Annotated in this window: 25 protein-coding genes; 15 read left to right on the forward strand and 10 right to left on the reverse strand. The window is 62.9% G+C overall.

Features of this window, described 5'->3' with window-relative positions:
• The first annotated feature begins 2 nt into the window (after positions 1 to 2).
• Positions 3 to 653, forward strand: coding sequence for a guanylate kinase (gmk, locus tag L2I41_RS17945; RefSeq protein WP_237154952.1), 651 nt, complete (start codon positions 3 to 5; stop codon positions 651 to 653).
• Positions 654 to 775: 122 nt separating this feature from the next.
• Here the strand turns inward: gmk and rsmA are convergent, their stop codons facing one another.
• The 6 genes from rsmA to L2I41_RS17975 all read right to left on the reverse strand — a co-directional run bounded on the left by rsmA (position 776) and on the right by L2I41_RS17975 (position 8,373).
• A complete protein-coding gene (gene rsmA, locus L2I41_RS17950; RefSeq protein ID WP_237154953.1) occupies positions 776 to 1,624 on the reverse strand; it encodes a 16S rRNA (adenine(1518)-N(6)/adenine(1519)-N(6))-dimethyltransferase RsmA in 849 nt (282 codons plus the stop codon).
• Positions 1,621 to 2,661 carry a 4-hydroxythreonine-4-phosphate dehydrogenase PdxA gene (gene pdxA, locus L2I41_RS17955; protein WP_237154954.1) on the reverse strand — a complete coding sequence of 347 codons (1,041 nt, stop codon included), beginning with the start codon at positions 2,659 to 2,661 and terminating at the stop codon, positions 1,621 to 1,623. The genes rsmA and pdxA overlap by 4 nt, the downstream gene beginning before the upstream one ends.
• On the reverse strand, positions 2,661 to 3,626 hold the full coding sequence (locus L2I41_RS17960) for a SurA N-terminal domain-containing protein (RefSeq protein ID WP_237154955.1): 966 nt from the start codon (positions 3,624 to 3,626) through the stop codon (positions 2,661 to 2,663). The genes pdxA and L2I41_RS17960 overlap by 1 nt, the downstream gene beginning before the upstream one ends.
• Before the next feature lie 108 nt (positions 3,627 to 3,734).
• Positions 3,735 to 6,113, reverse strand: a complete 2,379-nt coding sequence (locus L2I41_RS17965; RefSeq protein WP_237154956.1) for an LPS-assembly protein LptD — start codon at positions 6,111 to 6,113, stop codon at positions 3,735 to 3,737.
• Between the two features lie 2 nt (positions 6,114 to 6,115).
• Complete coding sequence (gene lptG / locus L2I41_RS17970) at positions 6,116 to 7,207, reverse strand: LPS export ABC transporter permease LptG (protein ID WP_237154957.1); 1,092 nt, start codon at positions 7,205 to 7,207, stop codon at positions 6,116 to 6,118.
• Positions 7,204 to 8,373 (reverse strand): LptF/LptG family permease, encoded by a 1,170-nt coding sequence (locus L2I41_RS17975; protein WP_237154958.1) that lies wholly within the window; start codon positions 8,371 to 8,373, stop codon positions 7,204 to 7,206. Before L2I41_RS17975 ends, lptG begins: the two co-directional genes overlap by 4 nt.
• Before the next feature lie 363 nt (positions 8,374 to 8,736).
• Here L2I41_RS17975 and L2I41_RS17980 point away from each other — a divergent pair, with 363 nt between their 5' ends.
• The 7 genes from L2I41_RS17980 to L2I41_RS18010 all read left to right on the forward strand — a co-directional run bounded on the left by L2I41_RS17980 (position 8,737) and on the right by L2I41_RS18010 (position 15,408).
• Positions 8,737 to 10,230, forward strand: coding sequence for a leucyl aminopeptidase (locus L2I41_RS17980; RefSeq protein ID WP_237154959.1), 1,494 nt, complete (start codon positions 8,737 to 8,739; stop codon positions 10,228 to 10,230).
• Positions 10,231 to 10,254: 24 nt separating this feature from the next.
• Positions 10,255 to 10,707 (forward strand): DNA polymerase III subunit chi, encoded by a 453-nt coding sequence (locus tag L2I41_RS17985; protein WP_237154960.1) that lies wholly within the window; start codon positions 10,255 to 10,257, stop codon positions 10,705 to 10,707.
• Positions 10,708 to 11,276: 569 nt separating this feature from the next.
• On the forward strand, positions 11,277 to 11,927 hold the full coding sequence (locus tag L2I41_RS17990) for a methyltransferase domain-containing protein (protein ID WP_237154961.1): 651 nt from the start codon (positions 11,277 to 11,279) through the stop codon (positions 11,925 to 11,927).
• Between the two features lie 53 nt (positions 11,928 to 11,980).
• On the forward strand, positions 11,981 to 13,363 hold the full coding sequence (gene gltX / locus L2I41_RS17995) for a glutamate--tRNA ligase (protein WP_237154962.1): 1,383 nt from the start codon (positions 11,981 to 11,983) through the stop codon (positions 13,361 to 13,363).
• Positions 13,364 to 13,376: 13 nt separating this feature from the next.
• Positions 13,377 to 14,165 (forward strand): GDSL-type esterase/lipase family protein, encoded by a 789-nt coding sequence (locus L2I41_RS18000; RefSeq protein ID WP_237154963.1) that lies wholly within the window; start codon positions 13,377 to 13,379, stop codon positions 14,163 to 14,165.
• 121 nt (positions 14,166 to 14,286) lie between these two features.
• On the forward strand, positions 14,287 to 14,808 hold the full coding sequence (locus L2I41_RS18005; protein ID WP_237154964.1) for a CreA family protein: 522 nt from the start codon (positions 14,287 to 14,289) through the stop codon (positions 14,806 to 14,808).
• Positions 14,809 to 15,075: 267 nt separating this feature from the next.
• On the forward strand, positions 15,076 to 15,408 hold the full coding sequence (locus L2I41_RS18010) for a hypothetical protein (protein WP_237154965.1): 333 nt from the start codon (positions 15,076 to 15,078) through the stop codon (positions 15,406 to 15,408).
• A 78-nt stretch (positions 15,409 to 15,486) separates the two neighbouring features.
• Here the strand turns inward: L2I41_RS18010 and L2I41_RS18015 are convergent, their stop codons facing one another.
• A complete protein-coding gene (locus tag L2I41_RS18015) occupies positions 15,487 to 15,648 on the reverse strand; it encodes a hypothetical protein (protein WP_237154966.1) in 162 nt (53 codons plus the stop codon).
• Positions 15,649 to 15,967: 319 nt separating this feature from the next.
• On the opposite strand from L2I41_RS18015, the gene L2I41_RS18020 reads away from it, so the two are divergent.
• The 6 genes from L2I41_RS18020 (at position 15,968) to cimA (ending at position 21,726) form a co-directional block, all read left to right on the forward strand.
• A complete protein-coding gene (locus L2I41_RS18020; protein WP_237154967.1) occupies positions 15,968 to 16,360 on the forward strand; it encodes a GFA family protein in 393 nt (130 codons plus the stop codon).
• A gap of 273 nt (positions 16,361 to 16,633) precedes the next feature.
• Positions 16,634 to 18,058 carry a cysteine--tRNA ligase gene (gene cysS / locus L2I41_RS18025; RefSeq protein ID WP_237154968.1) on the forward strand — a complete coding sequence of 475 codons (1,425 nt, stop codon included), beginning with the start codon at positions 16,634 to 16,636 and terminating at the stop codon, positions 18,056 to 18,058.
• Positions 18,055 to 18,432, forward strand: a complete 378-nt coding sequence (locus L2I41_RS18030; RefSeq protein WP_237154969.1) for a nucleotidyltransferase domain-containing protein — start codon at positions 18,055 to 18,057, stop codon at positions 18,430 to 18,432. The genes cysS and L2I41_RS18030 overlap by 4 nt, the downstream gene beginning before the upstream one ends.
• A gap of 100 nt (positions 18,433 to 18,532) precedes the next feature.
• Positions 18,533 to 19,012, forward strand: coding sequence for a GFA family protein (locus L2I41_RS18035; RefSeq protein ID WP_237154970.1), 480 nt, complete (start codon positions 18,533 to 18,535; stop codon positions 19,010 to 19,012).
• A 4-nt stretch (positions 19,013 to 19,016) separates the two neighbouring features.
• Positions 19,017 to 19,967: a prolyl aminopeptidase gene (gene pip, locus L2I41_RS18040; RefSeq protein ID WP_237154971.1), complete on the forward strand. Its 951-nt coding sequence runs from the start codon at positions 19,017 to 19,019 to the stop codon at positions 19,965 to 19,967.
• Between the two features lie 154 nt (positions 19,968 to 20,121).
• The gene (cimA, locus tag L2I41_RS18045; RefSeq protein WP_237154972.1) at positions 20,122 to 21,726 is read left to right on the forward strand and encodes a citramalate synthase; all 1,605 of its coding nucleotides are present in this window, start codon (positions 20,122 to 20,124) and stop codon (positions 21,724 to 21,726) included.
• 30 nt (positions 21,727 to 21,756) lie between these two features.
• Here the strand turns inward: cimA and L2I41_RS18050 are convergent, their stop codons facing one another.
• The 3 genes from L2I41_RS18050 to L2I41_RS18060 all read right to left on the reverse strand — a co-directional run bounded on the left by L2I41_RS18050 (position 21,757) and on the right by L2I41_RS18060 (position 24,325).
• On the reverse strand, positions 21,757 to 22,611 hold the full coding sequence (locus L2I41_RS18050) for a hypothetical protein (protein WP_237154973.1): 855 nt from the start codon (positions 22,609 to 22,611) through the stop codon (positions 21,757 to 21,759).
• Positions 22,612 to 22,778: 167 nt separating this feature from the next.
• Positions 22,779 to 23,630, reverse strand: coding sequence for a hypothetical protein (locus L2I41_RS18055; RefSeq protein WP_237154974.1), 852 nt, complete (start codon positions 23,628 to 23,630; stop codon positions 22,779 to 22,781).
• An 89-nt stretch (positions 23,631 to 23,719) separates the two neighbouring features.
• Positions 23,720 to 24,325: an LOG family protein gene (locus tag L2I41_RS18060; protein WP_237154975.1), complete on the reverse strand. Its 606-nt coding sequence runs from the start codon at positions 24,323 to 24,325 to the stop codon at positions 23,720 to 23,722.
• 420 nt (positions 24,326 to 24,745) lie between these two features.
• On the opposite strand from L2I41_RS18060, the gene L2I41_RS18065 reads away from it, so the two are divergent.
• Positions 24,746 to 25,770 (forward strand): Ig-like domain-containing protein (locus L2I41_RS18065; RefSeq protein ID WP_507161417.1); only part of this gene is annotated, 1,025 nt, incomplete at its 3' end.

The following is a 25,770-nucleotide window of genomic DNA, read 5'->3' on the forward strand; positions in this document are numbered from 1 at the left end:
CCATGACAAGCAGCGATCCCAAGCGCGTCACCTTTGCCCGCCGCGGGCTGATGCTGGTGATCTCCTCGCCGTCGGGGGCCGGCAAGGGCACCCTGTCGCGCCTCCTGCTCGACAGCGATCGGGAGCTGACCCTCTCCGTTTCCGTGACGACGCGCGATCGCCGCCCGTCCGAGGTCGACCGGGTTCACTACCATTTCATCTCCAAGCAGCGCTTCATGTCCATGCGCGATGGCGGTGAGTTGCTCGAATGGGCCGAAGTGCATTCCAACCTCTATGCCACGCCGCGTGGCCCGGTGGAGGAGGCGCTCGCCGCCGGCCGCGACGTCCTCTTCGACATCGACTGGCAGGGTGCCGCGCAGCTGCGCGAGAAGATGACCGACGATGTCGTCTCCGTCTTCATCCTGCCGCCCACCATGGCCGAGCTGAAGGCGCGCCTTACCCGCCGCGCGGAAGACGCACCGGACGTCATCGAAAAGCGTCTGCACAACGCCAAGGCCGAGATCGAGCAGTGGCCGAACTTCGATTATGTCGTCGTCAACGACGACCTGCAGGGCGCTTTCGAAGACCTGAAGTCCATCCTGCGCGCCGAGCGCCGCAAGCGCTCACGCATTGCCGGTGGTCTGAAGGGGTTTGTCGAGACGCTGGTGGGGTGAGGTTCCCAGTCGCATTTCTGGCTAAACTGCGAAGCGGCTTTGCGTCCGGAAACTAGGCCAACCGGCACGGAAGCTCCCAGGCACCGCAAGCGCGCAGCGAGCTTTGCCGGGCTACGCCGTTCTCAGTCGCCCCGCATGGCTTTCCAGGTATTGGCCAGATCGACAAAGCCCTTCACCGGCACCACCTCTGCCCGGTCGGTGGGCTCGATGCCGACGGCTTCGCAGAGCGCAATCGGATCGACGTTGAGCGCCTTGAGGCTCTGCCGCAGCATCTTGCGGCGCTGCCCGAAGGCGGCGGCCGTAACCGCTTCAAGGTCGGCCTGCTCGCACGGGTAGAGCATCGGGCGCGGAGCGAAATGCACCACGGTCGAGGTCACCTTCGGAGGTGGGACGAAAGCCTTGGGCGATATATCGAACATCTGCGTGGCATAGGACCGCCAGCCGCAGAGCACGCCAAGCCGCCCATAGGCGTCGTCGCCGGGCTGGGCGGTGATGCGGTCGGCCACTTCCTTCTGGAACATCAGCACCATCGACGTCCAGCGCGGCGGCCAGCTTGTCGGCGACAGCCAGCGGGTCAGCAGCGGCGTCGCGATGTTGTAGGGCAGATTGGCGATGATGATCGGCGCATCGTCTCCAAGACTGGCCGTATCCACTTCCAGCGCATCGCCTTCGATGATGGTCAGCCGTCCGGCGTAGTGCGCCCCGATCTCTTCCAGTGCCGCAATGGCCCGTCGGTCGCGCTCGACGACGAACACCTTCTCCGCTCCGTTGGCCAGAATGGCGCGCGTCAGCCCCCCCGGTCCCGGCCCGATCTCCACCACCGTCTTGCCGGCGAGCGGACCGGCCGTCCGGGCGATCTTGGACGTGAGATTGAGGTCGAGCAGAAAGTTCTGGCCAAGGCTCTTCAGCGCCTGCAGACCGTGCCGCTCGATCACGTCGCGCAGCGGCGGCAGTTCGTCGATCTGGCTCATGCCCCTGCCTCCGCCGCCATGCGGCCGGCCAGTCGAATGGCCGCGATCATGCTGTCGGGATTGGCGATGCCCTTGCCGGCAATGTCCAGCGCCGTGCCGTGATCGGGCGAGGTGCGGATGAAGGGCAGGCCGAGCGTCACGTTCACCGTCTCGTCAAAGGCAATTGTCTTCACCGGGATCAGCGCCTGATCGTGATACATGGCCAGCACCACGTCATAGCGGCGCCGTGCCCGCCCGTGAAACAGCGTGTCCGACGGCCAGGGGCCGCTGGCGTCGATGCCCCGTGCCTGCAAGTCCGCGACGGCAGGCGCAACGATGTCCTGATCCTCGCGCCCCATCGTGCCGCTCTCACCGGCATGCGGGTTCAGTCCGGCCACCGACAGGCGCGGGGTTGCTAGGCCGAACCGCTGCCGGAGGTCGCGATCCACGATCTGACCGATCGATACGATCATCTCCCGCGTCAGCGTCTTCGACACGTCAGCGAGCGGAATATGCACCGTGACAGGCACCGTCGACAGATCGGGTCCCGCGAGCATCATCACCGGCTGATTGGGCACTCCCGGCCAGAGCTTGCCGGCCAGTTCACCCAGAAACTCGGTATGTCCCGGAAAGGTGAACCCGGCCGCATAGAGTTGCGATTTCTGGATCGGCGCCGTCACTAAAGCCCCGGCCAATCCATCGCGGACATGCAAAACGGCCGTCTCGATCCACGCAATGGTCGATGCCGCGGTCTCCGGCGCCAGCACGCCGGGGCGATCGGTGAGAGACGGGCCAACCTGGACAAGGGGCAGGGCGGTCGAAAACGCGTTTGCCGCGGCGCCTGGTGTCACCACCGCCACCGGCAGGTCCAGACCCAGATGGCTCAGCCTGGCGCGGGCCTGCTGCTCATCACCCACGAGATAGAAGGGCGGCAGGGCAGCATCGCCCCGGGCACTCCAGGCACGTGCAACAATCTCCACGCCGATTCCCGCCGGTTCGCCGGCGGAGATCGCAAGGGGAAGACGGCATGTGGTGCCGCTGGCTTGAGCGAGAGCCATCAGCGATAGGCGATGTTGGCCTTCTGGCGCAGTTCCTGCGTCAGGGTCTTGGAGATCTGTTCGCCCTGAGCACTCATGGCTTCCGCGTCCATGCCGGCGCCCACGGCGGCCTCGCCGGTCACCTGCACCTTTTCGCAAACCGCATACATCTCGAAGCCAAGGTCGGTCCGCTGCGGCTTGGTGAGGTGGCCCTGATCGGTCGCCTTCAGCTCGTCCTGGAAGCCGGGCGGAACCTCGCTGGCCAGCTTGCGGCCGACATTCTGCACGGCCACTTCCTTCATGCCCTTGACCATGGGAATGCCCGTGGAGCAGCTCGTGAACTTGCCGCGCAGGGCTTGCGCCTCGCGCAGACGGGTTGCGGCAACGGCGTCGCTGGCACTGCGCTGGACGGTGAACACGATACGCTGCAGCACATAGTCCTGCGCCGTCACGGTCGAGGCCGACGTTTCCTTGTCACGCATCTGGGCAATCAGATCGGAGTTCTGGTTGCGCACCTGCAGCTGCAGCTTGGCACGAATGATCTTGCCCCAGGCCATCTGGGTGCGGATACGATCCTTCAGCGTCCGGATGGGAACACCTGCGTGGCCGAGTGCGGCCGCAAACTGGCTGGCCGACATCTTCGAACGGGACGCGATGGAGGCAATCGCAGCGTCAACCTGCGCATCGTCGATCACGACACCGCGCGCCGTGGCGTCCTGCATGCGAAGCGCTTCGTCGATCAGTTCGTCCTGAGCAGCCTTCGTCGCCGCACCGGCCCCGACGTGGTTGGCGATCTGCAGAAGCTTGGCGCGCCCCTGAATGTCCATCGCCGTGATCGCCTGGTCGTTGACCACGATCTTGATCGAACCGGCGGAGGCGCCGTGCATGTCCAGTCCCGTCAGCGGGAGGGCGAGAAGGGCCGAAACACCCGCAAGAAAAACGCTGCGCGCAATCTTGTTCGCAATCTTGGAACCATCAATCATCATATCTCAATCCGCCCGATTCCGAGCCGCCCCGTGATCATTCCGGCCATGGTGCTGCAAGAATTTGTCAAGTCAATGGTATTTTGCTTGTTTCGCCTTGCAGTCAATCAATCACTTGCCAATCCCGGCAGAGGTGCTGAGGTTACCCAGCGTCCGGAAACCGGCGCGTAGGTAAATCGTCTGATCGGCGGGCGAAGAAGTCAGGTCATCCGAATAGGAAAGCGACAGCGAGAACTCTTCGCTGTCATAGGCGATGCCGACCGCGTGGCGCACGAAATCCTTGTTCACGAGGTCATACCGGCTCGCCCCGAACAGGCGCCAGTTCTCCGCAAGGCGCAGACTGACCGCCCCCTGAACTTCAGAACGATCCGACGTGATGCCGAGATCCGGCTGAGCCCCGATGAAGGCATAGGTAACCGCCGCAGTCATCGAACCGCCAATGCCGAGGAGCTGGGCATCAAACCGGTTCACCTGGAAATTGTCCGGGTCGACGCGAACCCCCGTGCTCGCCATGAGGCCCATGTTGGTGTTGACGCTGAGGCCTGCCACATAGTCCGAAACGTTGTTTTCCAGTCCGGAATAAGCGCCCGTGTCATAGGCGGTCGCCATTGCAAATGAGTTGTCGCCGGCGAGCTGGAAGGACTGCCCGGCGGTGGCATTCACACTGATGCCATGCTCGAACGTGCCCGAATAGCGGAAGCCCACATTTGCGCGGGTACCGCCCTCGATCCGATCGAAACCGGAGAACTTGTCGTAGTCGAACAGCGACGTTGCATCGAACACGAGGCTCTGCGCGTCCTCGTTCGGTATGTAGGCAGCTTCGGTTTCATTCGGGCGAGCAATGACTTGCGCCACCGGCTCGATGACCTGATGGCCAAACGAAGAGGAGATGCCGATGGGGAAGCTGTATTCCAGACCGGCCGCCGGCATGGCACGGGCATAGAGGTCCGTACTGTTGCCCTGTGTCAGGCCCGAACTGTCCGATGGGTCGGAATAGATGGCATCGCCCTTGAAATAGAGGAAAGGCGTGAAGGTTTCGCCGATACCGTCAACAAAGCGGCGGCGCCACAGGGCGTCGATACTGGCCCGGTCGAAGGTGCCAGCGGCGCCGCGCAGGCGAGTTTGCGCACCGGGCGTATGCAGGCCGTCGCCGTCGACATCGAACTCGTATTTGTCCGACTTCAGCCGCGTGATCGACGCAAAATTGGTGGTGATGGACGCCTCACCGCCAAAGACCGGCTCCGGCGCAAACACCTGATAGTCGAGCACGGGATGGACGACCGGCTGCTTTTCCTGCAGGTCCTTGTTCTGCGGCAAGGCGCCGGCGACCGTCGAGTCGTCCTGCTGGACAAAGAACCCATAGCCGTGCAGGTCGAGACGATTCCGCCCGTCCACGCCCGTCAGATAAATCTGATTGACGGCCACATCGCTGTTGCCGGCCTTCCGGTCATACTTGTCCATGAAGGTGGCGTCAGAGGCGACCGCGACATCCCAGCCCCAGTTCCAGCGGTCATTGATCTTGAACCGGCCGCCGGTCTCGATCGAGCCGCGCCACTCTCGGTCTCCCGAAGTCCCGGAAAACGCGTGCGGATCATTCTGGTGAATGCCGGCGACAGCGACGTTATACTCGCCGTTGACGAGCTTCTGCCGCCATTCGGCGTCAAACAGCAGCCCTTGTTTGGTGTAATAGCTCGGCGACAACGTCAGCGAATAATCCGGCGCCAGCGCAATATGATAGGGTGCCCTGACCGAGAAGCCTTGTTGAGTGTTGTACTGAAAACTCGGCAACAGGAAACCGGTCTTGTTCTTCACGCTCGGGTCGGGCTGCGACAGCACCGGTACCCAGGCAATGGGCACGCCCAGAAAGTCGAACGTCGCGTTTTCCATCACGATCGTCTTGTCTTTCTGGCGATGAATGATTCGGTTCGCCCGGATCTTCCAGATCGGTTCGCGCCCCTTCTGGCCATTGCAATCGACGCAAGGCAGATAGGTCGCATCCTCGAACGTGGTCTCGTCACCGTCCTTGCGCGTGGCTTGCCGTGCTCGGAACGCGATGCGATCGGCGGTTACCAGTTCCAGCGCCTGAGCGACACCTTCCTTGAGGTCGTCGGTCAACTCGATATGGTCGCTGCGAGTCACGTTGCCGGACGGATCGGTGATCTCCACATTGCCCTGCGCCGAAACGTGCTTGGTCTTGCGGTTGACCGCAACCTGGTCGGCCAGGAGCACATAGGCGCCATAGTAGATGACGACCTTGCCGTCCGCCGTCACCACGTCCTGGTTCATGTCATAGGTGACCGAGTCGGCCTCGACCAGCATCTTGGCGTTCGGATCCTCGGGCGCCTTCAGCAACCCCAGCAGCGAGGTGTCGGCCGACGCTTGCTGCGCGGATGCGGGAGCAATCAGGCAAAGCACAGCCGTTGCCGCAACAGCGCCAAGCAGGCGCATCCGCAGCTTCGGATACTGGTCCGGGACGACGAAATTACGCAACGTCACCCATCCTCGCGAAACAAGAGTGCTGTACAGCCCAACAGAAATGCAACGATTGCTGGTGCCCAGGCAGCCAGAACCGGTGACACCAGCCCCTCATTACCCAATCCCCTCGCAATCTCGGTAACCACATAAAGCACGAAGCCAGCAACGATGCCACTCAGAATCATGCGCCCGGTACCCCCGGCGCGTGTCAATCCAAGGGATACTGTTGCGGCAATGACGACCATGGCCGCCAACAGCAGCGGACGAGCCAAAAGCGATTGATACTGAAGACGGAAACGCTCCGAGGGCAGGGCGAGTGACTTGGCTTCGCTGATGGTTTGCGGCAACCGCCAGAAAGACACGGTTTCCGGAGAACCGAGGCCGCTGGCCACCTGTTCGGCCGTCAATGCCGTGGGAAGTTCATAGCTGTCGTAGGTTTCGGGCTCGCCTGTGCCCCCCACGACTGTGGCAAGCGACAAACGCCACTGTCCATCGACGAGGTCTGCCGACTCCGCTTCGATTCGCTTGATCAGGATACCGTCGCTGCCAAACACCCAGAAAGTTGGTGTCGAGACCGTTGCGCCGGCGTTGCTCACCGTGCCCACGTGCATGACCACGTCATTGGTGCCGGATTTCTGACGCATCCATTTCGAACTGCCGCGCTCGGACAGCAGCGAGGCGACCGTGTCTGATTGCGATCCGGCAAGCAGCCGCTCGGATGTGGCCTTGGCGACAACCGCCAACGGATCGTAGGCCGTGGTCATGATCGCGCCAAGCAGGAAGGCGAAGGTGGCTCCCGGCAGAATGAACTGCCAGGCCGATACGCCCGCTGCGCGCGCCACCACAAGCTCGGAGCTGCGTGAAAGGCTCAGGAAGGCCGCCAGCGAACCGAGCAGCACCGTGAAGGGAACGATGCGCCCCATCAGCACTGGAACGCGCAGCGCGCTGGCAGCCATCAGCAAGGGCACCGACATGCCCTTGTCGGTCGCGTGCTGGCGGATCAGTTCGATCGCATCAATCAGGAACACGAGCAGCAGCAACCCACCGAAGATCCCGAGGATCCACTTGGCAAAATGCCGTGCCAGGTAGAGGGAGAGCATGCGGGTCATTGGGCAGCCCCTCCCTTGCCAAAGCGCTTGGCGACCACCGACGCCAAGCCGGCCTTCAAGACGGCGGCGGCCTCGCTCCAGCGCGTTGGCAACTTCGGCTCCAGTCCGAACCAGAGCATGGCACCGACGAGGATGATTCCGAGGAGCGGCAACGGCACCAGCAATTGGGTCACCACTGGATTGTTCTTGCTGATGCCGGCCAGGATGAGGCCGAAGATCCGGGTCAGGGTCGGCACGAAGAGGGCGCTGAGCACAGCCAGCGACCGCCCGGTCCGCGTGGTCTTGGGATAGCCCAGGAACAGCAAGGCGATCAGGGTCATCAGCGGCGGATAGAGCATGGTCGAAACGCGGTTCGCGATCTCGTGGGCGACCGTGGCGTCGCTGAACCCGGCCGTCTGTGCGTCTCGGCTCAGAAGGTCCACGATGGTGCTCTCGTCGATATCCGCGCTTTTCGCCGTGTTCTGCGGCGTGAGCTGGCTGAGATCGAAGGCATAGGACCCGAACTTCACCAGCGTTCCGGCATTGTCGCTGCGGCGGACCCGCTCCACCGTACCCCGTTCCATCACCACCATGGTGCGAGCGCCGAACTGGGCGATCCGGCCGACATTGGCAGTATAGGTGTAGCTGTAGGCTGGGTCCCTGTTGTCGAAGATGAAGAGCCCCTGCAGCGAGCCGTCGCCGAGACGATCGCGAATATGGAAGGTGAAGGAGTCCTCGATGTCCGAGAACTGTCCGGGCTGGATCACGTTGGAGACCACATCGGCCCGGATGTGATTGCCGATGTCGCGCACGCTGCGCAGAGCCATCGGGTCGCCGAACATCACAGCCCATGCCGTCACCAGGGACACCACAAGCGATACCGCGATGAACGGCTTGGCCAACTGCCGTTGCGATACGCCGGCCGCCGTCATGGCCACCAGTTCGCTTTCGCTGTGCAGCTGATTGAGAACGATGACGAGAGCCAGCACCATGGCAAAGGGCGCCACCACCGCGACGATCTGCGGCACCAGCAGTAGAGTGATGCCGAGATAGAGGGCGATCGCCTGTCCCTTGGCCGTCACCAGGTCGAACTTGCGCAGCGCCTGTGTGATCCAGGCGATTCCGACCAGCGTGAACAGCGTGCCCGTGAAGGCCGCCAGCACCCGCGTGAACAGAAAAACTCCCAATCGCCGCATCATCTGTCCACGCTCAACCATCCCGGAGACGATCCGTCGTCCGGGTACCAGGATACCAGTCGCCTGCCGGGGCCGCGATCCGTCGCATTCGACGAATTTCGCTAACCCTCGAGGAACCTACCAGATACCTTCTGAAGCATTCGTATCCAAGGTCTTCAAACGAGGAATCTGCCTTGGACACGTCGAATTTACGGCGCGAAGCTTTGAGAAGAGGTGGCCGATCAAATCGATGAGATAACCTGCCGCGCCGCGCTTCTATTGACTTGCCGTTGCATTTGTCTCACGCCAAGCTGTTGCCGAACCACGGCGAGCGCCTGCGCATGAAGCGCGGGCCTGTGAATTCAGGATGGGACCATGGCTCCGCTTCCCAGCATTTCGTTCTCCAAGTCGGTCAGTTCCGACGCCAGCACCCTCGTGCTTTTCCTTGACTCCGCCAATGCCTGCGGGCCGGCGGCTACCGGCGTGCTGGCCGGCGTTTCCGGGGGTATCGGCCGGGCTCTGGCCACCAGCTCCTTCACCGGCAAGGCCGGCTCCTTGCTGGAGATCCTCGCGCCGTCGGGCCTCACCGCCAGCCGTTTGCTGCTGGTCGGTATTGGCGAAGCCGGCGAGCTCGACGCCAAGGCCGCGCTGAAGCTCGGCGGCCAGGTCTACGGCAAGCTCAAGGACTTCAAGGTCGCCAGCGCATCCATCCTCTTCGAAGCCGCCACGGGCGAGCTGGCGCCTGAACTTGCTGCCGAGTTTGCCCTCGGCCTGCGCCTGCGCGCCTACGATTGGGACAAGTACAAGACCAAGAAGAAGGACGAGACCATCACCCTTGCCGACGTCGAGATCGTCGCGACCAATGCTGGCAAGGCCAAGAAGGTCTGGGCTGAGGCGCTGGCGGTTGCCGAAGGCGTTGAACTTGCCCGCAACCTTGTCAATGAGTCGCCCAATCACCTCGGCCCGCAGGACTTTGCCTCCGAGGCCGGCAAGCTTGAAAAGCTCGGGGTCGACGTCGAGGTTCTCTCCGAGAAGGACATGAAGAAGCTCGGCATGGGCTCGCTGCTGGCCGTGGGCCAGGGCTCGGCCCGCCCGCCGCGTCTGGTGATCATGCGCTGGAATGGCGCCAAGGACAGCGTCCAGCCCGTCGCCTTCATCGGCAAGGGCGTCGTCTTCGATTCGGGCGGCATCTCCATCAAGCCCGCCGCCAACATGGAAGACATGAAGGGCGACATGGCAGGCGCCGCCGCCGTGGTCGGCCTGATGAAGGCTCTCGCCGGGCGCAAGGCCAAGGTCAACGCCATCGGCGTCATCGGCCTGGTCGAGAACCTGCCCGACGGCAACTCCTATCGCCCCGGCGACATCCTCACCTCCATGTCGGGGCAGACCATCGAGATCGTCAACACCGACGCCGAAGGCCGTCTGGTGCTGGCCGATGCCCTTTGGTACACGCAGGACCGCTTCAAGCCGCAGTTCATGGTCAATCTCGCCACGCTCACCGGTGCCATCACCGTTGCGCTCGGCAACCAGATCGCCGGCCTGTTCTCCAACGACGACGCCCTTGCCGGCAAGTTGGCCGAGACGGGCGACGTCACCGGCGAGCGTCTCTGGCGCATGCCGCTCAGCGCCGAGTTCGACAAGGCGATCGACAGCCGCTTCGCCGACATGAAGAACTCCGGCGGTCGTCTCGGCGGCGCCAGCACGGCGGCGCAGTTCCTCAAGCGCTTCGTCAACGATACGCCCTGGGCGCATCTCGACATCGCCGGCACCGCCATGGGCAGCGTCGATACCGACATCAACCGCTCCTGGGGCTCGGGCTTCGGCGTGCGTCTCCTCGATCGTCTTGTCCGCGATCACTATGAAAGCTGAGGCTCTGTGCCTCCGTATGCATGAATGACCGAGGTTCTGTTCTATCATCTCGATAGTCAGTCTCCCGAGCGGGTCCTGCCGGTCCTGCTCGGGCGGTCCCTTGAGCGCGGCTGGAAAGTCGTGGTGCAGGCCGGTTCGCGTGAGCGGCTCGAGGTCATCGATTCCCATCTCTGGACCTTCGATGACGCCGCCTTCCTGCCCCACGGCACCGTCGACGACGGTCACGCGGCGCTGCAGCCCATCTTTCTGACCACCGAAGGGCAGGCGCCCAACAGCGCCAATGTCCGTATTCTCGTCGATCGCGCCCCGCTGCCCGACGACATCAGCCGCTACGACCGCGTCGTCATCCTGTTCGATGGCACCGACACCGAGGCCCTTGCCGAAGCGCGCCAGAACTGGAAGACGCTGAAGGACGGCGGGCTCGACATTTCCTATTGGCAGCAGGCCGACGGCGGCAAATGGGTCCGCAAGGCCTGACCCTCTCCTTGCCCAAGCCTCGTATCCCGGACCAGCCACAGACACCGCCCGATTGATGGCGGTCGTGTTGCGTTGCGGTACTTCTGCCGCCACATCTCCGGCGCACCCGTCAATCCCACCATGAGCATGGCCTGCGGCGCTTGATCGGGCAAATCCATGAAGCCCGGGATTCTCGCTGGGTTTAAAAATTTCAAACAAACGCATTTTCAAAAATAGCGTCTTCAATCGGGAGTCTTGGCGCAAAAATCAATTCAAGATACGTTATGATAATTGGCATTTTTAACAATAACGTATGGTCTTTGGTCTATGTAACAGGCGTCAGCTCCGTCTTTGCATCGATATTCATCGGCATGGGCTATCATGTGAGAGGAAGTTTCGATTAGTGTTTATCCCGGTCGGGACTAGAATGACCCGCATAAACGCGTAGCAAGAACTACCTAGGCCTCCGATTTTTCAATCGATTGAAGGCTTTGGCATCAACCCGCGGGAATGAGGGCCGGCGGTGAGATGATCTTGGATACCGCGTCCGCTGTGAGGACAGCGCAATCTGGGTCTGGGAGGACACGGACATGAGTGCAGTTCAGGGTTTTGGGCGCAGAGCCGGGCCGTCTCGCCTGCTGTCCGCTCTTGCTGAGTTCATCGCCGCGCCTCGCGTCGATGCTGCGGCTCCTGCGGCCCGCAAGGTCGTCGTGGGCGCTCCGGATCGCGTGCAGTCGCTGATCGAGCGGCAGCTTCGGAGCCTTCCTCCCGGTGCCACCGTCATCGAGCTCGTCTACGCTGGTGCCGGCCACGCGGCCTGGGTCCAGGGTCCGCTCCGCTATCGCGCCATCGACATCGCCGAAGATGGCAACCGCGACGCCACGCTCGCAGCCTTGCGCAAGCTTGAGGACGACAGCGTGCACATGGTCTTCTCGATCAACGCCATCGAGCGCATTCGCACGCCTTGGCGCGTCGCTGACGAGATCGAGCGCGTTCTCCGCCCCAAGGGCGTCACGCTGCATTCCTCGCGTTTCTCCACGCGCTATGATTCGGTACCCGAGGATTACTGCCGCTTCACCCCGGATGGCCTCAAGGCGCTGTTTGCCGACTTCGACTGCGTTTTCGCCGAGTTCGAAGCAACCGATGAAGCCCGCGCGCTGCGCCGCCGGGGCGAGGTCGATCTGTTCGGCGGCTCCCGCGAGGGCTGGCTCACGCATTTCTGTGGGCGCAAGCGCGGCTAATCGCGTGCATGAGGGTTCCGTTTGCAGCCGATTGGTCTTAAAACGGCATCATCATGACCGTCACCGTTCGCTTCGCTCCGTCGCCGACGGGCCGTATCCACATCGGAAACGCCCGTACGGCCCTGTTCAACTGGCTCTTTGCGCTGAAATCAGGCGGTCGCTTCATTCTGCGCCTTGATGACACCGATCAGGCGCGCTCCACCGAAGAGTTCGCCAGCGGCATCGTCACCGATCTCGCCTGGCTCGGCGTTGAACCGCACGAGTCCTTCCGCCAGTCCGATCGCTTCGCCCGCTATGACGAGGTCAAGGCGGATCTGGTGGCCCGTGGGCTGCTCTATCCCTGCTATGAGACCGCCGAAGAGCTGGACTACGGCCGCCGCCGCCGTCTCGCCCGCCATCTGCCGCCGGTCTACGATCGCGCCGCGCTGAAGCTCTCCGAGGAAGACCGGGCAAAGCTTGAAGCTGAGGGGCGTCGTCCGCATTGGCGTTTCCTGCTGCCCAACTTCGAGGACGACCCGTTCACCCCGTCCCGCCGCGAGATTCACTGGAACGACCTCTGCCGAGGCGCGGAAACCGTCGATCTCTCGTCCCTGTCGGATCCGGTGCTCATTCGCGAAGATGGCACCTATCTCTACACCCTGCCGTCCGTCATCGATGACATGGACAGTGCCGTCACCCACATTATCCGTGGCGGCGACCACATCACCAACACGGGCGTGCAGATTGCCATCTTCGAAGCGCTTGGTGCCAATGTCCCGGCCTTCGGTCACCACAATCTTCTGACCGACGCCAGCGGCGAGGGGCTGTCCAAGCGTACCGGTGCCATGTCTTTGAAGTCGCTGCGCGAGCAGGGCTACGAACCGCAGGCCGTCGCCTCGCTTGCCGTGCACATCGGCACCTCGCATGCCGTCGAGCGCGTGGCCTCGCTTGAAGAGCTGGCCGCCGACTTCGATCTCTCGGACACCTCGCGGTCGGCCGCGAAGTTCGATGATGCCGACCTGGTCTCGCTCAATGCCAAGACCGTGCATGCGCTCGATTTTGGCCATGTCGCCCGCCGCCTGACCGACCTCGGCATTCCCGCCGACCCCGGATTCTGGCAAGCGGTCAAGGGCAACTGTGCCGTGCTTGCCGACGCCGCCAACTGGTGGAAGGTCGTCACCGGCCCCATCACGCCTGTGGCCGATGCCGACGATCGCGACTTCCTGGCCGACGCCCTCCGGCTGTTGCCGCCCGCCCCCTGGGATGGCGAGACCTTCCGCACCTGGACGCTCGCCCTCAAGGAAGCCACCGGCCGAAAGGGCAGGGCGCTGTTCATGCCGCTGCGCCTTGCCGTCACCGGCCTCGAGCACGGCCCTGAGCTGGCTCCACTTCTGCCACTGATCGGCGCCGCTACCGTCAAGGATCGCCTCGACGCGGCGCTGAACAGCTCTGCCTGATCGGAGGGCGACCATGCGGAGCGGCGTGTGCTGGCTCACTGTGCTGGCTTGCTTCTTCCTCGCCGGAGGAAGCGGTCTCACTCGCGCCGCCGAGCCGAACGCCTGCGATCCGCTCGCCCTCGATCTCACGCTCACATCCGCCCGCACGCCCCTTTACGCCAGCCTGCGGGAAACGGTGAAGGTGCAGGCCGCTGTTCCCTCGGACGCTGACGTTGTCTTCGTCGGCGACTCTCTGCTCGCCGGCTGGCGAACCGACTTGCCCTCAGCCTTCCCGAACACGCGCAGCTACGACTTTGCCGTCGGCGGCGACCGGGTTCCCAACGTGCTCTGGCGCCTTGAGAATACCGACCTCACTCATCTGTCTCCGGCATCGGCAGTCTTGTTGATCGGCACCAACGATCTCGCCGCCGGCACGCCCGCCTGTGCCGTGGCTCGCGGGATCGAACAGCTCGTGCAGCGTTTGCAGGATCTGTGGCCCAGGACTCGCGTCTTCGTGCTGACCATCCCGCCGCGTGGCCCCGACTTCCGCGACCTCGACGTCGTGCGGCACGAGGTCAACACGGCCATCGGCGCGCTGCCGCAAGGCCACCCGAACGTCTTCCCCGTCGTCATCGACGATACCGCTTTCACCTGCGGTGCCTATGCCAAGCCCCCACTGGATGCCGGGCAGCGCTCGACGCCCTACCGCTGCGACCTCTATACCGACGACAACCTCCATTTCACACCCAAGGGCTACCTCGAGCTCGGCGCCATCCTTCAACGCGCCAGCCAGTCCGCAACCGGTCAGAACGCCTTTCAGTGACGCGCCCCTCGCGCATCCCCCGTCTTGTTTTTCGCGCGGCCTTTCCTACCTGAAGGCCTGCATCGGCCCCGGCATTAGCGAGAACCTCGCGCTGCGGCCGCGCCGGTTACAGGAGGCTTCGTTGGGCAGGTCACTCAAATCACTCGTCGGTCTCGTCGCGCTCGGTGCCACCTTGCTGGCGGCCCCCGCGGCTTCAGCCTCCGATGATCCCGATTTCATCTTCGATCGCTCCACCGTCTGGCACATGCTGACGCCGGACGCCAAGCTGGCCGTCTATGCCATCGATGATCCCGTCGTCGACGGCGTTGCCTGTCACTTCACGCTGCCCGAGCAGGGCGGTGTCGCCGGCATGTTCGGCGTGGCCGAAGAGGTGTCCGACATCTCGCTGGCCTGCCGGCAGATCGGCCCTATCAGCTTCAAGGAAAAGTTCGAGCAGGGCTCCGACATGTATCGTCAGCGCCGCTCGCTCTTCTTCAAGAAAATGCAGATCGTCAGAGGTTGCGACGTGAAGCGCAACGTATTGGTTTACCTCGTCTATTCCGACAAGCTGATCGAGGGTAGCCCCAAGAACTCCACCTCCACCGTTCCCATCATGCCCTGGGGGACGGCACCCGCACCCAAATGCGCGGACTGGCTGGACTGAGCCCATCGATCTCTTTTGCCCCAAATCTCCCACCTCTTCGCGTGACATCTGAAGGCTGTCTGTGCAATGTGCACGCGTCGTTCAGGCATTGGGCGGAGGGCATAATACCAAGTGGCATTGAAAATGACTCTTGGTATTCCGTATTCGAATTTCTCATGCCTTTGACGCAAATGAGAAATTCGAATTGTTCTCAATGAGCCAATGCGTCAGCATTCTGGCGAATTGGTATAAGGTCCTCGACCGCCAAAATGATTTGGGAGATTGAAGATGGGGTTTGCACGGTTTCTGGCAGCAGGTATTTTTCTTGGTTCGGCCGTGGCGGCGCACGCCGATCCGGCGGAGGATCTCAACGCCTTCGTTCAGGCGCTGGCCATTCCGGTCTATGCCAAGCATTGCAATATCATGATGGACAAGGCTGTGATGGATACCATCAACGCCGATGTCGTCCAAAAGATGCAGGCAGCCGGCATTTCGGAAGACAAGGGTATCGAGATCCAGAACCAGATGGTCGAGCAGTTCGGCGCCAACGCCGATTGCACCGAAGGGTCCAGTGATCGGACCAACTACGAAGAAGCCGTGCGCGCCTACGGCGGCAACTGATTTATCCAGAATCCATTTGCAAGGGATGCGTCGCGGTCCATAAGGGTGCGCGGCGCATCGTCGTCAGACCTCCACCGCTCACGAAGCCTTCTTCTTGTGCTCGTGATGGGGCAGGGGATCGCCGGGTTTGTGGAAGGCTTCCGTAACGGGGCTGGCGGCCACGACCTGATGCTTGCCCTTGTTCTTGTCGGCCTTCGGCTTCCGGGTTTCCTTGGTGGAGCGAACTTGTCCCTTTGCCATGCTGACTTCTCCTTCAATCGCTTTCTGGCGCGCCTTGCGGCCTTAGAGCGCTTTCCGACCTGACGGAATCGTCAGGTCGACAAGAAATCGCTCCAGATTCAAGAGTTTGAGCAGCCGCTTTTCGATCATGTTGGTTCAACATGATCGGCGGGTGCTCTAACCACGCCACGAGGGCGCGTCAGCGTTGGAGACAGGAACCTTTTGGTTCCGCTTTGATTATCGACCTGTTAACCGACTGGATCAACCCAACGGAACGGTGCATCGTGCTATTGCGGATGAGCCGCTTCATCGCCCTTCCAGCTTGGGACCTGTCCGAGCCATGACCGATCTTGCCGGTGGCTGCCTCTGTGGCAATGTGCGTTTCCTGACCCGAGGTGAACCCTATCGAGTCGGCGTCTGTCATTGCCTCGATTGCCGCAAGCACCACGGCGCGCTGTTCCACGCCTCGGCCATCTTTCCCGAGTCCGCCGTCACCGTCGCCGGCGAGACGGGCGACTATGCCGGCCGGCATTTCTGCCCCCGCTGCGGCTCGTCGGTCTTCAGTCGTTCGGGCGACGAGATCGAGGTCCACCTTGGCAGCTTCGACGAACCCGACCGCTTCCAGCCGACCTACGAACTGTGGACCATCCGCCGCGAGTCCTGGTTGCCGCCATTCCCGTTGGCCCGACATTACGAGCGCGACCGCGACTCCGCCGGCCGCTCGGAAAGCTAGCCCCGGCGCAAGCGCACGCCCATTTCATTGCGCAGAAACACAACCCAAGAAACGTATTTGCCCCAAGCTTCCGGCTTGACGGAACAGCCTGTTCCCGCCATACATGCGGCCATGATCAGGAACGGCAGCATCCTCATTTCGATCTGCATTATTTGTGGCTAGGCTTTGAAGCTGGCCGCGGCCGTCCCCGTCTGATCTTTTCCAAGACCAAAACGGATGTACAGGTCCACCGGCCAGCCGGGTGGCAGTCGTTTGCGCTTGGGAGACAAGACGGTGGGTTTGAAGCTTTACAACACGCTGACACGGCAGAAGGACGACTTCGTCCCGATCGATGCGAACAACGTCCGCATGTATGTCTGCGGCCCGACCGTCTATGACTTCGCGCACATCGGCAACGCCCGGCCCGTGATCGTCTTCGACGTGCTGTTCCGCCTGTTACGCCATGTTTATGGCGAGGCCCATGTCACCTATGTGCGCAACATCACCGACGTCGACGACAAGATCAACGCCCGCGCCATGCGCGACTATCCCAATGACAAGCCGGTCGAGGCGATCCGCCACCTGACCGAGACCACCTATGCACAGTTCGAAAAGGACGTGACCGAGCTCGGCTGCCTCAAGCCGACGGTGACGCCGCGCGCCACCGAGCATATCGCCGAGATGATCGCCATCATCGAGCGCCTGATCGCCGGCGGCCACGCCTATGTGGCCGAGGGGCACGCGCTGTTCCACGTGCCGGCCATGGCCGACTATGGCGCGCTCGCCCGCCGCTCGCTCGACGACATGATGGCCGGCGCCCGCGTCGAGGTCGCGCCCTACAAGCGCGATCCCATGGACTTCGTGCTCTGGAAGCCGTCGAAGGACGACGAACCCGGCTGGGACAGCCCGTGGGGCAGGGGGCGTCCCGGTTGGCACATCGAATGCTCGGCCATGAGCTGGAAGCACCTCGGCGAAACCTTCGACATTCACGGCGGTGGCGTCGACCTCGTCTTCCCGCACCATGAAAACGAGATCGCCCAGTCCCGTTGCGCCTTCCACAGGGATGTGATGGCCAACATCTTCATGCACAACGGCTTCCTGCAGGTCGAAGGCGAGAAGATGTCCAAGTCGCTCGGCAACTTCTTCACCATCCGTGAGCTGCTGAACGATTGGCCGGGTGAGGTGCTGCGCTTCAACATGCTGAAGACGCATTATCGCGCCCCGATCGACTTCACGGTTCGAGGATTGGAAGAATCGGCCGCCATCCTTACCAAATTTAAGAAGACGGTAGCAAAATTCAGCAGGATATCGGGCATGGAGTCCGTCGGTGTCATTTCTGCTTTGTCTGATGATCTAAATACACCAGCTGCAATTACTGAGATGAATCATCTCAATTCGATTGCAAGCGGAGTAACTTATGATGGAGGGGCTGCAAAACTTTCAGAGGTATTGGAGCGCGAAGAAGAGGCGGCGAACAAACTGGCTTGGGCGCTAAAGTTGCTTGGTTTCTCTACACAAGAGAACAAGGTTACACTTTCGGCTGAGTTTCGAAACCAGGTCACCGCCCTGATCGCCGCCCGCCTCGAAGCGCGCAAGGCCAGGAACTTCGCCGAGTCCGACCGCCTCCGCGACGAACTCGCCGCCATGGGCGTGGTGCTGAAAGACGCCAAGAACAAGGACACCGGCGAAATCGAGACGACGTGGGAGGTGAAGCGGTGAAGACCGTTTTCAACGAGCCGAAGACCAATCAGGCCGGTCCCGACGAAGCCGACGTGCAGGCTGCTGCACGGGGTTTTGCCACTGCCGTGCGGTCGCGGTTCGGCGAAAAGGTCGACCGTCTTTACCTTGTGGGCAGCCGCGCGTGGGGCGATTTTCGCGCCGATAGCGATACCGACGTTGTCGTCGTCTTCCGCGACCACGGATGGACCGCACCGCGCCGGGTTTATGAGCTTGGCGAAATCGCCTTCGATTTCCTGATCGACCGTGGCGTGAAGATCCAGGCCCACCCCGTCGCTTCCGATCGCTGGCTGATGGACGCCGACGATCCGATGCTGCGATCATTCCGGCGCGATGCTTGGGAGGTGATCGAGTGAGTGCCATCACACCTTGTCCGGTTTCATCGGGCGCTTTCGATAGGCGCGCCGTTGAGCCTTCTCCTCCTGTGGGAAAGGGACTTGCTCAGGAGTCCCGCCCATGACGCTCCTCACCGGTGGCTGCCAGTGCGGTGCGATCCGCTTTGCCTTCCCGCTTTCTGCCGCAACCCATTCGTCCATCTGCCATTGCCGCATGTGCCAGAAGGCCTTTGGCGCCTTCTATGCGCCGCTCGTCAACGTCAGGGCCGATCAGCTCACCTGGACGCGTGGGCAGCGCAAGCTCTACCGGTCCTCGAACCACGTCTCGCGTGGCTTCTGCGCCGATTGCGGCACGCCGCTCACTTACGAGCCCGATGGCGAAAACCCTGCCGTCGCCATCGGTGCGCTCGACACGCCCTCTGCGGTGCCTCCGACCATGCAATATGGCGTCGAGAACAAGATCGGCTATGTCGACGGCGTCTCCGCCCTGCCGGCTGAAACCACCGCGAGCACCGTCACGCCCGGCTCCTATCTCGGCGACATCACCTCCTATCAGCATCCCGATCACGACACGGCGGCCTGGCCGCCCGCGAAAGGTTGACCTCATGAGCGAACTGCGCAGCTTCTATCCGCCGATCGAGCCCTTTGAGAGCGGCATGCTGGACGTCGGCGATGGCCACCAGGTCTATTGGGAACGCGTCGGCACTCGCGGCGCCAAGCCGGCCGTCTTCCTGCACGGCGGTCCGGGCGGCGGGTGCAACGCCACCCAACGCCGCGTCTTCGATCCCGCCAAATATGACGTGATCCTGTTCGACCAGCGCGGTTGCGGCCGCTCCACCCCGCATGCCGAACTCGAGGCCAACACCACCTGGCATCTGGTCGCCGACATCGAGCGTCTGCGTGAGATGATGGGCGTCGACAAGTGGCTGGTCTTCGGTGGCTCCTGGGGCTCGACCCTGGCGCTCGCCTATGCCGAGACGCATCCCGAGCACGTGTCCGAACTGGTGCTGCGCGGCATCTTCGCCCTGCGCCGCTGGGAGCTGCAGTGGTACTACCAGCACGGCGCCTCGCTCATGCATCCTGACAAGTTCGAGCCCTTCCGCGAGCATATCCCCGCCGCCGAACGGGCCGATCTCATCTCCGCCTATCGCAAGCGTCTCGTCTCGCCCGATCGCGCCACCCGCGTGGCCGCCGCCAAGATCTGGTCGCTATGGGAAGGGTCCACCATCACGCTGATGCCCGATCAGGGCATGGTCGATGCCTTCTCCGATGAGGACTTCGCCATCGCCTTCGCCCGCATCGAGAACCACTATTTCGTGCACGAAGGCTGGATGGAAGACGGCCAGCTGATCGACAACGCCGGCAAGCTCAAGGGGATTCCGGGTGTCATCATCCATGGCCGCTATGATATGGCCACCCCAATGCAGAACGCCTGGGACCTGCACAAGGCTTGGCGCGAAGCCGACTTCCGCATCGTCGAAGGCGCCGGCCATGCCCTGTCCGAACCCGGCATCCTGCACGAGCTGATCTCGGCAACCGATCGGTTCGCGGACTAACCAAAACCCTTCTCCCCTTGTGGGAGAAGGTGCCCGTCAGGGCGGATGAGGGGTGTTGGCGCCAGCAGCTGCCGGCGGTCAGCTCCCCCCATTCAAATACGCGATACCGGCGCCCTGCGCCCTACAGACACACCGGGAAGAACGGCCTGAGATCATGACCGAGAAGTCACGCATCTATCTCTACGACACCACCCTGCGCGACGGTGCCCAGACGCCGGGCATCGACTTTTCGGTCGAGGACAAGATCGTCGTGGCTCGCCTGATCGAGAGTCTCGGCTTCGCCTATATCGAGGGCGGCTATCCCGGCGCCAATCCCACCGACGATGCCTTCTTCGCCGAAAAGCGGACGCAGACGGCCAGCTTCGTCGCCTTCGGCATGACCAAGCGCCCCGGCGTCTCCATCTCCAACGACCCGGGCATCGCCGGCCTGCTGGCCGCCAAGGCCGACGCCATCACCTTCGTCGCCAAGACCTGGGACTATCATGTTGACGTGGCGTTGAAGACCACGCTGCTCGACAATCTCGACTGCATCCGCCTCTCCGTCGAGGCGGCCGTTGCCGCCGGTCGCGAAGTCATGGTCGATTGCGAGCATTTCTTCGATGGCTACAAGGCCAACCCAGACTATGCCATCGCCTGCGCCATGACGGCCCGTCAGGCCGGCGCGCGCTGGATCGTGCTGTGCGACACCAATGGCGGCACCCAGCCCAACGAAGTCGAGGCCATCGTCACCCGCATCGCCACTGTCGTCCCCGGCGAGTTCCTCGGCATCCACGCCCATGACGACACCGGTCAGGCGGTAGCCAATTCGCTCGCTGCCGTCCGCGCCGGCGTCCGCCAGATCCAGGGCACGCTCAACGGCATCGGCGAGCGCTGCGGCAATGCCAATCTCACCACCATCCTGCCGACGCTGGCCCTCAAGAGCGAGTATGCCGACCGCTTCGACACCGGCGTCAGCGACGAGCAACTGCGCTCGCTGACCCAGGTGTCGCGCGCCTTCGACGAGTTGCTGAACCGCGCACCCGCGCGCACTTCGCCCTTCGTCGGCACGTCGGCCTTCGCCACCAAGGCCGGCATCCACGCGTCGGCCATCATGAAGGACCCGCGGACCTACGAACACGTCAGCCCCGACAGCGTCGGCAACCGCCGCCGCGTACTGGTGTCCGATCAGGCTGGCAAGTCCAACCTCATCGCCGAACTGGACCGCTTGGGCATCGTCTACGACAAGAAGGATCGCCGCCTCGACGGTCTGCTCGGCGAGGTCAAGGAGCGTGAGGCGCGCGGTTACGCCTATGAGGCGGCCGATGCGTCCTTCGAGCTGCTCGCCCTGCGCCACCTCGGCGCCGTGCCGCATTTCTTCGACGTCATCTCCTATCGCACCATGGTCGAAAGCCGCATCAACGCCCGTGGCGAGCGCGTGCTGGTCACCGAAGCGGTGGTCAAGGTGAAGGTGGAGGACGAGATCCTGATGAGCGTCGCCGAAGGCAACGGCCCGGTCAACGCGCTCGACCAGGCCCTGCGCAAGGACATCGGCAAGTATCAGAACGAGATCGATACCCTCGAACTCGTGGACTACAAGGTCCGTATCCTCAACGGCGGCACGGGCGCCATCACCCGCGTTCTCATCGAGAGCATGGACCGCAAGACGCAGAAGCGCTGGGCCACCATCGGCGTCAGCGAAAACATCGTCGAGGCCTCGTTCCAGGCGCTGACCGACTCGATCACCTACAAGCTGATCAAGAACGGCCATGCCGGCAGCTGACGCGACTTCAGTCGCGCCAGCCCGGCCTGATCACTTGGGATTGTTGATGAAGGCCGCCAGCGCCTCGGCTTCCTTCGAGAGCGCGTCGAATTCCTTCTGCTTGTCGAGATTGTCGGCATAGCAGTCGTAATAAGCGTCGGTCAGCTCGCCGAGCTTGGTGCTGTCGGCGCCGTCGGTGGTCACCACCTTCTTCCATTCCGCCTCGCGGGCGGCCTTGGCCTTGGCGCAGGCCTTGATCGGCTTGAGCTGGGTCTTGATCAGCGTCGTGGCAATGGCGACCTTGCCGCCGTCCGACTTCACCGCCAGCAGGATGTTGGGTTCGGGCAACCCATCGTCATCCTGCGACAGCGTGCCCACGGAGATGCGGGGAAAGACGTTGCTGTCGATGCTCCCCAGACTGAGGTCGGCATAACCGGTGAAGGAGGCGTCGCCACCCACCGTGTAGAAGACCAGATCGTCATACTGCAGCACCTTGTCGGCGCCATCGACGAACATCGAATCCGGCTTGGACTTGGCTTCCGCCGCCACCCAATGGTCATAGATCCTGCGCGTCGTCACCAGCAGTGTCCGCGTCATCTCATCGTCGGCGTAGAGCAGGCCGTCGAGATTGTCGTAGCCGATATCGGTGGTATAGGCCGGTCCGGCGGAGACCATCGGCTCGTCGGCCATGCCCTTGATCTTGAGCTTGCCGAGCAGGTCCTCAAGCAACGAACGTTGCTTGGCGCCCACTTCATCGAAGGCCTTGCCCATCTCCTCGATGGATTTGCCGGCCGCTTCCTCCTGCGCCAGCTTGGCCCGTGCGCCATCAATATAGGCAAGATAGTCCTCCGAACTCGTCGCCGCCTGTGCGGCCATCGGCAGGAGGACGGAAACAACTGATGCCAAAAGAATTTTCTTCATAATCCTGAGCCTTGCTGTCGAGGGGCGCGCCCTGAAGCGGGCTGCCGGTCCCGTAATCACTCACGGTCTGCCGCCGATGCAAACGCCAAAAGCAATCGCGGCGCAATGGAAGAAATTGTCCCATCGCGCCGCCAGCTTGCCGAACTTCGGTGTCAGGGCGTCTCGGCCAGCTTGGCCAACTCCCGGGCTTGTTCGATCAGCGCCTTGTAATAGGGCTTCGACGGCATTTCGCCCTTGAGGCAATCGTTGAACTTCTCGAGCAGAGCTGTGGCTTCTTCACCGCCGTAGTCGGCGTCCGAAGCCTTCTTCCACTTGGCCTGAACCTTCGTGCAGGCAGCCGACGGCTCGATGGTTGTCTTGATCGTCTCGGTGGCGATGACGACGCGGTCGCCCACCTGCCGATACATCACCAGCGAGCCCGGCACATAGGCACCCAGATCGTCCTGGGCGAACGAACCGACGCCGAAGCGGGTCGCTTCCTCGCCGTCGAACGTGACGGGCAGGGCATCGAACAGAGTGAAAGCGGCGTCCATGCCGACGGAATAGGTGAAGATGTCGTCCGACCCGATGACGTCGGCCAAGGTTCGGTTGGCGTCTTCCGAGTCCGGATAGGTTTCCTGATTATACTTGAACCAGTTGGCGAGAATGGCCTTGGTGGTGATCAGCACCGCCGCGTTGCCTTCCTCGGCGTAATAGGCGAGGCCATCCACGTTGCCCGACCCCATGTCCCCGCCGGTCAGGGACTCCGGACTGAAATGCGGGCCGTTAAGTCCGTCCAGCTTGATATCGCCGAGGATGGTCTTGAGCCGGTCGCTCAGATCGGCAGTGGCCTTGTCGTGTTGGGTCGCAAAGGCTTCCGGCGACGCCCCGGACGCGTCGGCCTGTTGCAGCTCCGCGCGAAAATCGGCTTCGGCCTTGATATAGGCCTCTTCGTCCGCGCTTGCGGCAAGGGCGCAGGCCGGCAGGCAGACGAACGCTGCGGCAACAAAGGATTTCATGAACATCTAGAGGCCTCCCAGGCGGGTAACGCCCCCACTCTGTCCACCTCGGATGAAATGTCCAAGTCAAAAAGCGGATGTACCTGAAATGGTCATTACAGCTTGGCTATGGCTCCGGCGTCGCCCACCAGCGCCGCATGCGAGATCGTCTCGGCGGTTCCCAGCACCGTCGGCACGATCTCCTCGGCCGTCTTGGCCACCTGGAACTTCACTTCATAGCCCTGGCGGATGAAGGCTTCCTCGGACATGTGCGACAGCAGATCCATGAGCGGCGCCCAGAAACCGTCGATGTCGGCGAGCACGATGGGCTTGTGGTGGCGCCCGAGCTGCGCCCAGGTCATCTGTTCCACCACTTCCTCCAGCGTGCCGATGCCGCCCGGCAGGGCCACGAAGGCGTCGGCCCGCTCGAACATCATGCGCTTGCGCGTATGCATGTCCGGAACGACATGGAAATCCGTGACGCCGTCGAGCATGATCTCGCGCCGCACCAGAAATTCCGGGATGATGCCGGTCACGTCCCCGCCGTTGGCGAGAACCGAACGTGCAACCGCGCCCATCAGGCCGATTGATCCGCCGCCATAGACAAGGCGGATACCGGCTTGCGCCATATCCGCGCCGAGTCGCTCGGCGGCCGCTACATAGGTGGGGTTGCGGCCATTCGAAGAGCCGCAGAAGACGCAAATGCTGCTGATATTGACCATGCCCAAGTAGTGACATCCACCGACGGCGCACGTCAAGGGGCGAGCCGGATGCTAAGCGGAACATGGAGTGAGACTTTATTGCATCGGTCAGGTGGAAATCGTCCAGAGCATCCGCTTCGATCGTCTCGCGGGGGGACGCGTGCTTGCTGGTCTCTGGCCTTGAGTATAAAACTTTTACTCAAGTGGTGTTAAGTGTTTGTCCCGGCGTTGCAAATCAGGTGGAAATCAATGCTTTTCACCAGATGATTTCTCGGGTTGCTCCGGATTTGATTGGCTGCGGCCGATAAGCCGGGCAGAATAGGGTCGATGACAGGGGCTTGGTCGTCGGTCGAGTGCGGTATTGGGGTGGATGGACAGGGCATTTGGCGCGTGAGCTTGGCTCTCGCCGAAAGCAGTTCGCCGACAGGGGCTTGAATTCGAATGAATACGAAACTGAGGAATGCGCTGGTCTCCGTGATCGGCATCATCGTGATCCTGCTGGGCGGCCTGTTCGGCGGCGCTCTGGATGGCGTCTTGCGCAAGTTCAATCTCACCTTGCTCGGCCATCCGACGCCCGTTGTCGAAGCCCAGTCCGGCTCCACGACGGTCGTTGCCACACCGGCTCCCGCCGCCACGGCTACGGCCACCAACCAGACCGCGACCGATGCCTCCGTCAAGGACCGCGTCGTCCCGATCTTCGATCTGGTCCGTGTCGAGCCGTCGGGTGATGCCGTGATCGCCGGTCAGGCCGAACCCGGCTCCACCATCGATATCCTCTCCGGCAATGAAGTCGTTGCGTCGGGCAAGGCCAACCAGGCTGGCGAATGGGCCATCGTGCTGGCCACGCCGCTCAAGGCTGGTGCCCATGACCTGTCGATCCGCACCACCTCGCCCAAGGGCGATGTCGTGGTGTCGAGCCAGTCGGTCGCCGTGTCGGTTCCCGATGGCGGCAAGGGTGAAGTCCTCGTCGTGCTGAACCAGCCCGACAAGCCGTCCACCGTGCTGCAGGTTCCCGGCCTCGAAGAAGCCCAGAAGAAGCTCGCCGCCGCTGGTGGTGACCCGTCTGTGCTGAAGCCGGCGCCCACTCAGGTTGCTGCCACGACCGAAACCCCGGCCGCTCCCGCAGCTCCGGCTGCTGCAACTCCGACGGCGGATGCCGCCGCGCCGGCTCCGCTCGCAACTGCGCAGGCGACCGCTGGCACCGAGACGGCTGTGACGCCGGCCGCTACGGCCGCTGCTCCGGCGGCTGCCACCACGCCGACGACACACGCTGCGACACCGGCGACACCGGCTCCGGCCGCTGAAACACAGGCAGCGCCTGCGGCTGCTACGCCTGCCGCAACGCCGGCGGCTCCGGCTGATCCCGCTGCTCCGGCAACGCCTGCTGCCACGCCGGCTGCCGCCGAGACGACCGCTCCGGCTGCCGCCGCGCCTGCTGCTGACGCCGCGGCTCCGGCCCAGCCTGC

This window comes from Oryzibacter oryziterrae, assembly GCF_021864535.1.
GTDB lineage: Bacteria > Pseudomonadota > Alphaproteobacteria > Rhizobiales > Pleomorphomonadaceae > Pleomorphomonas > Pleomorphomonas oryziterrae.

Bases quoted from the DNA above. Each gene is read 5' to 3' on its own strand.
- gmk (WP_237154952.1), top strand. From the start codon at position 3: ATGACAAGCAGCGATCCCAAGCGCGTCACCTTTGCCCGCCGCGGGCTG.
- rsmA (WP_237154953.1), bottom strand. From the start codon at position 1,624: ATGAGCCAGATCGACGAACTGCCGCCGCTGCGCGACGTGATCGAGCGG.
- pdxA (WP_237154954.1), bottom strand. From the start codon at position 2,661: ATGGCTCTCGCTCAAGCCAGCGGCACCACATGCCGTCTTCCCCTTGCG.
- L2I41_RS17960 (WP_237154955.1), bottom strand. From the start codon at position 3,626: ATGATGATTGATGGTTCCAAGATTGCGAACAAGATTGCGCGCAGCGTT.
- lptG (WP_237154957.1), bottom strand. From the start codon at position 7,207: ATGACCCGCATGCTCTCCCTCTACCTGGCACGGCATTTTGCCAAGTGG.
- L2I41_RS17980 (WP_237154959.1), top strand. From the start codon at position 8,737: ATGGCTCCGCTTCCCAGCATTTCGTTCTCCAAGTCGGTCAGTTCCGAC.
- L2I41_RS17985 (WP_237154960.1), top strand. From the start codon at position 10,255: ATGACCGAGGTTCTGTTCTATCATCTCGATAGTCAGTCTCCCGAGCGG.
- L2I41_RS17990 (WP_237154961.1), top strand. From the start codon at position 11,277: ATGAGTGCAGTTCAGGGTTTTGGGCGCAGAGCCGGGCCGTCTCGCCTG.
- gltX (WP_237154962.1), top strand. From the start codon at position 11,981: ATGACCGTCACCGTTCGCTTCGCTCCGTCGCCGACGGGCCGTATCCAC.
- L2I41_RS18000 (WP_237154963.1), top strand. From the start codon at position 13,377: ATGCGGAGCGGCGTGTGCTGGCTCACTGTGCTGGCTTGCTTCTTCCTC.
- L2I41_RS18010 (WP_237154965.1), top strand. From the start codon at position 15,076: ATGGGGTTTGCACGGTTTCTGGCAGCAGGTATTTTTCTTGGTTCGGCC.
- L2I41_RS18015 (WP_237154966.1), bottom strand. From the start codon at position 15,648: ATGGCAAAGGGACAAGTTCGCTCCACCAAGGAAACCCGGAAGCCGAAG.
- L2I41_RS18020 (WP_237154967.1), top strand. From the start codon at position 15,968: ATGACCGATCTTGCCGGTGGCTGCCTCTGTGGCAATGTGCGTTTCCTG.
- L2I41_RS18035 (WP_237154970.1), top strand. From the start codon at position 18,533: ATGACGCTCCTCACCGGTGGCTGCCAGTGCGGTGCGATCCGCTTTGCC.
- pip (WP_237154971.1), top strand. From the start codon at position 19,017: ATGAGCGAACTGCGCAGCTTCTATCCGCCGATCGAGCCCTTTGAGAGC.
- cimA (WP_237154972.1), top strand. From the start codon at position 20,122: ATGACCGAGAAGTCACGCATCTATCTCTACGACACCACCCTGCGCGAC.
- L2I41_RS18055 (WP_237154974.1), bottom strand. From the start codon at position 23,630: ATGTTCATGAAATCCTTTGTTGCCGCAGCGTTCGTCTGCCTGCCGGCC.
- L2I41_RS18060 (WP_237154975.1), bottom strand. From the start codon at position 24,325: ATGGTCAATATCAGCAGCATTTGCGTCTTCTGCGGCTCTTCGAATGGC.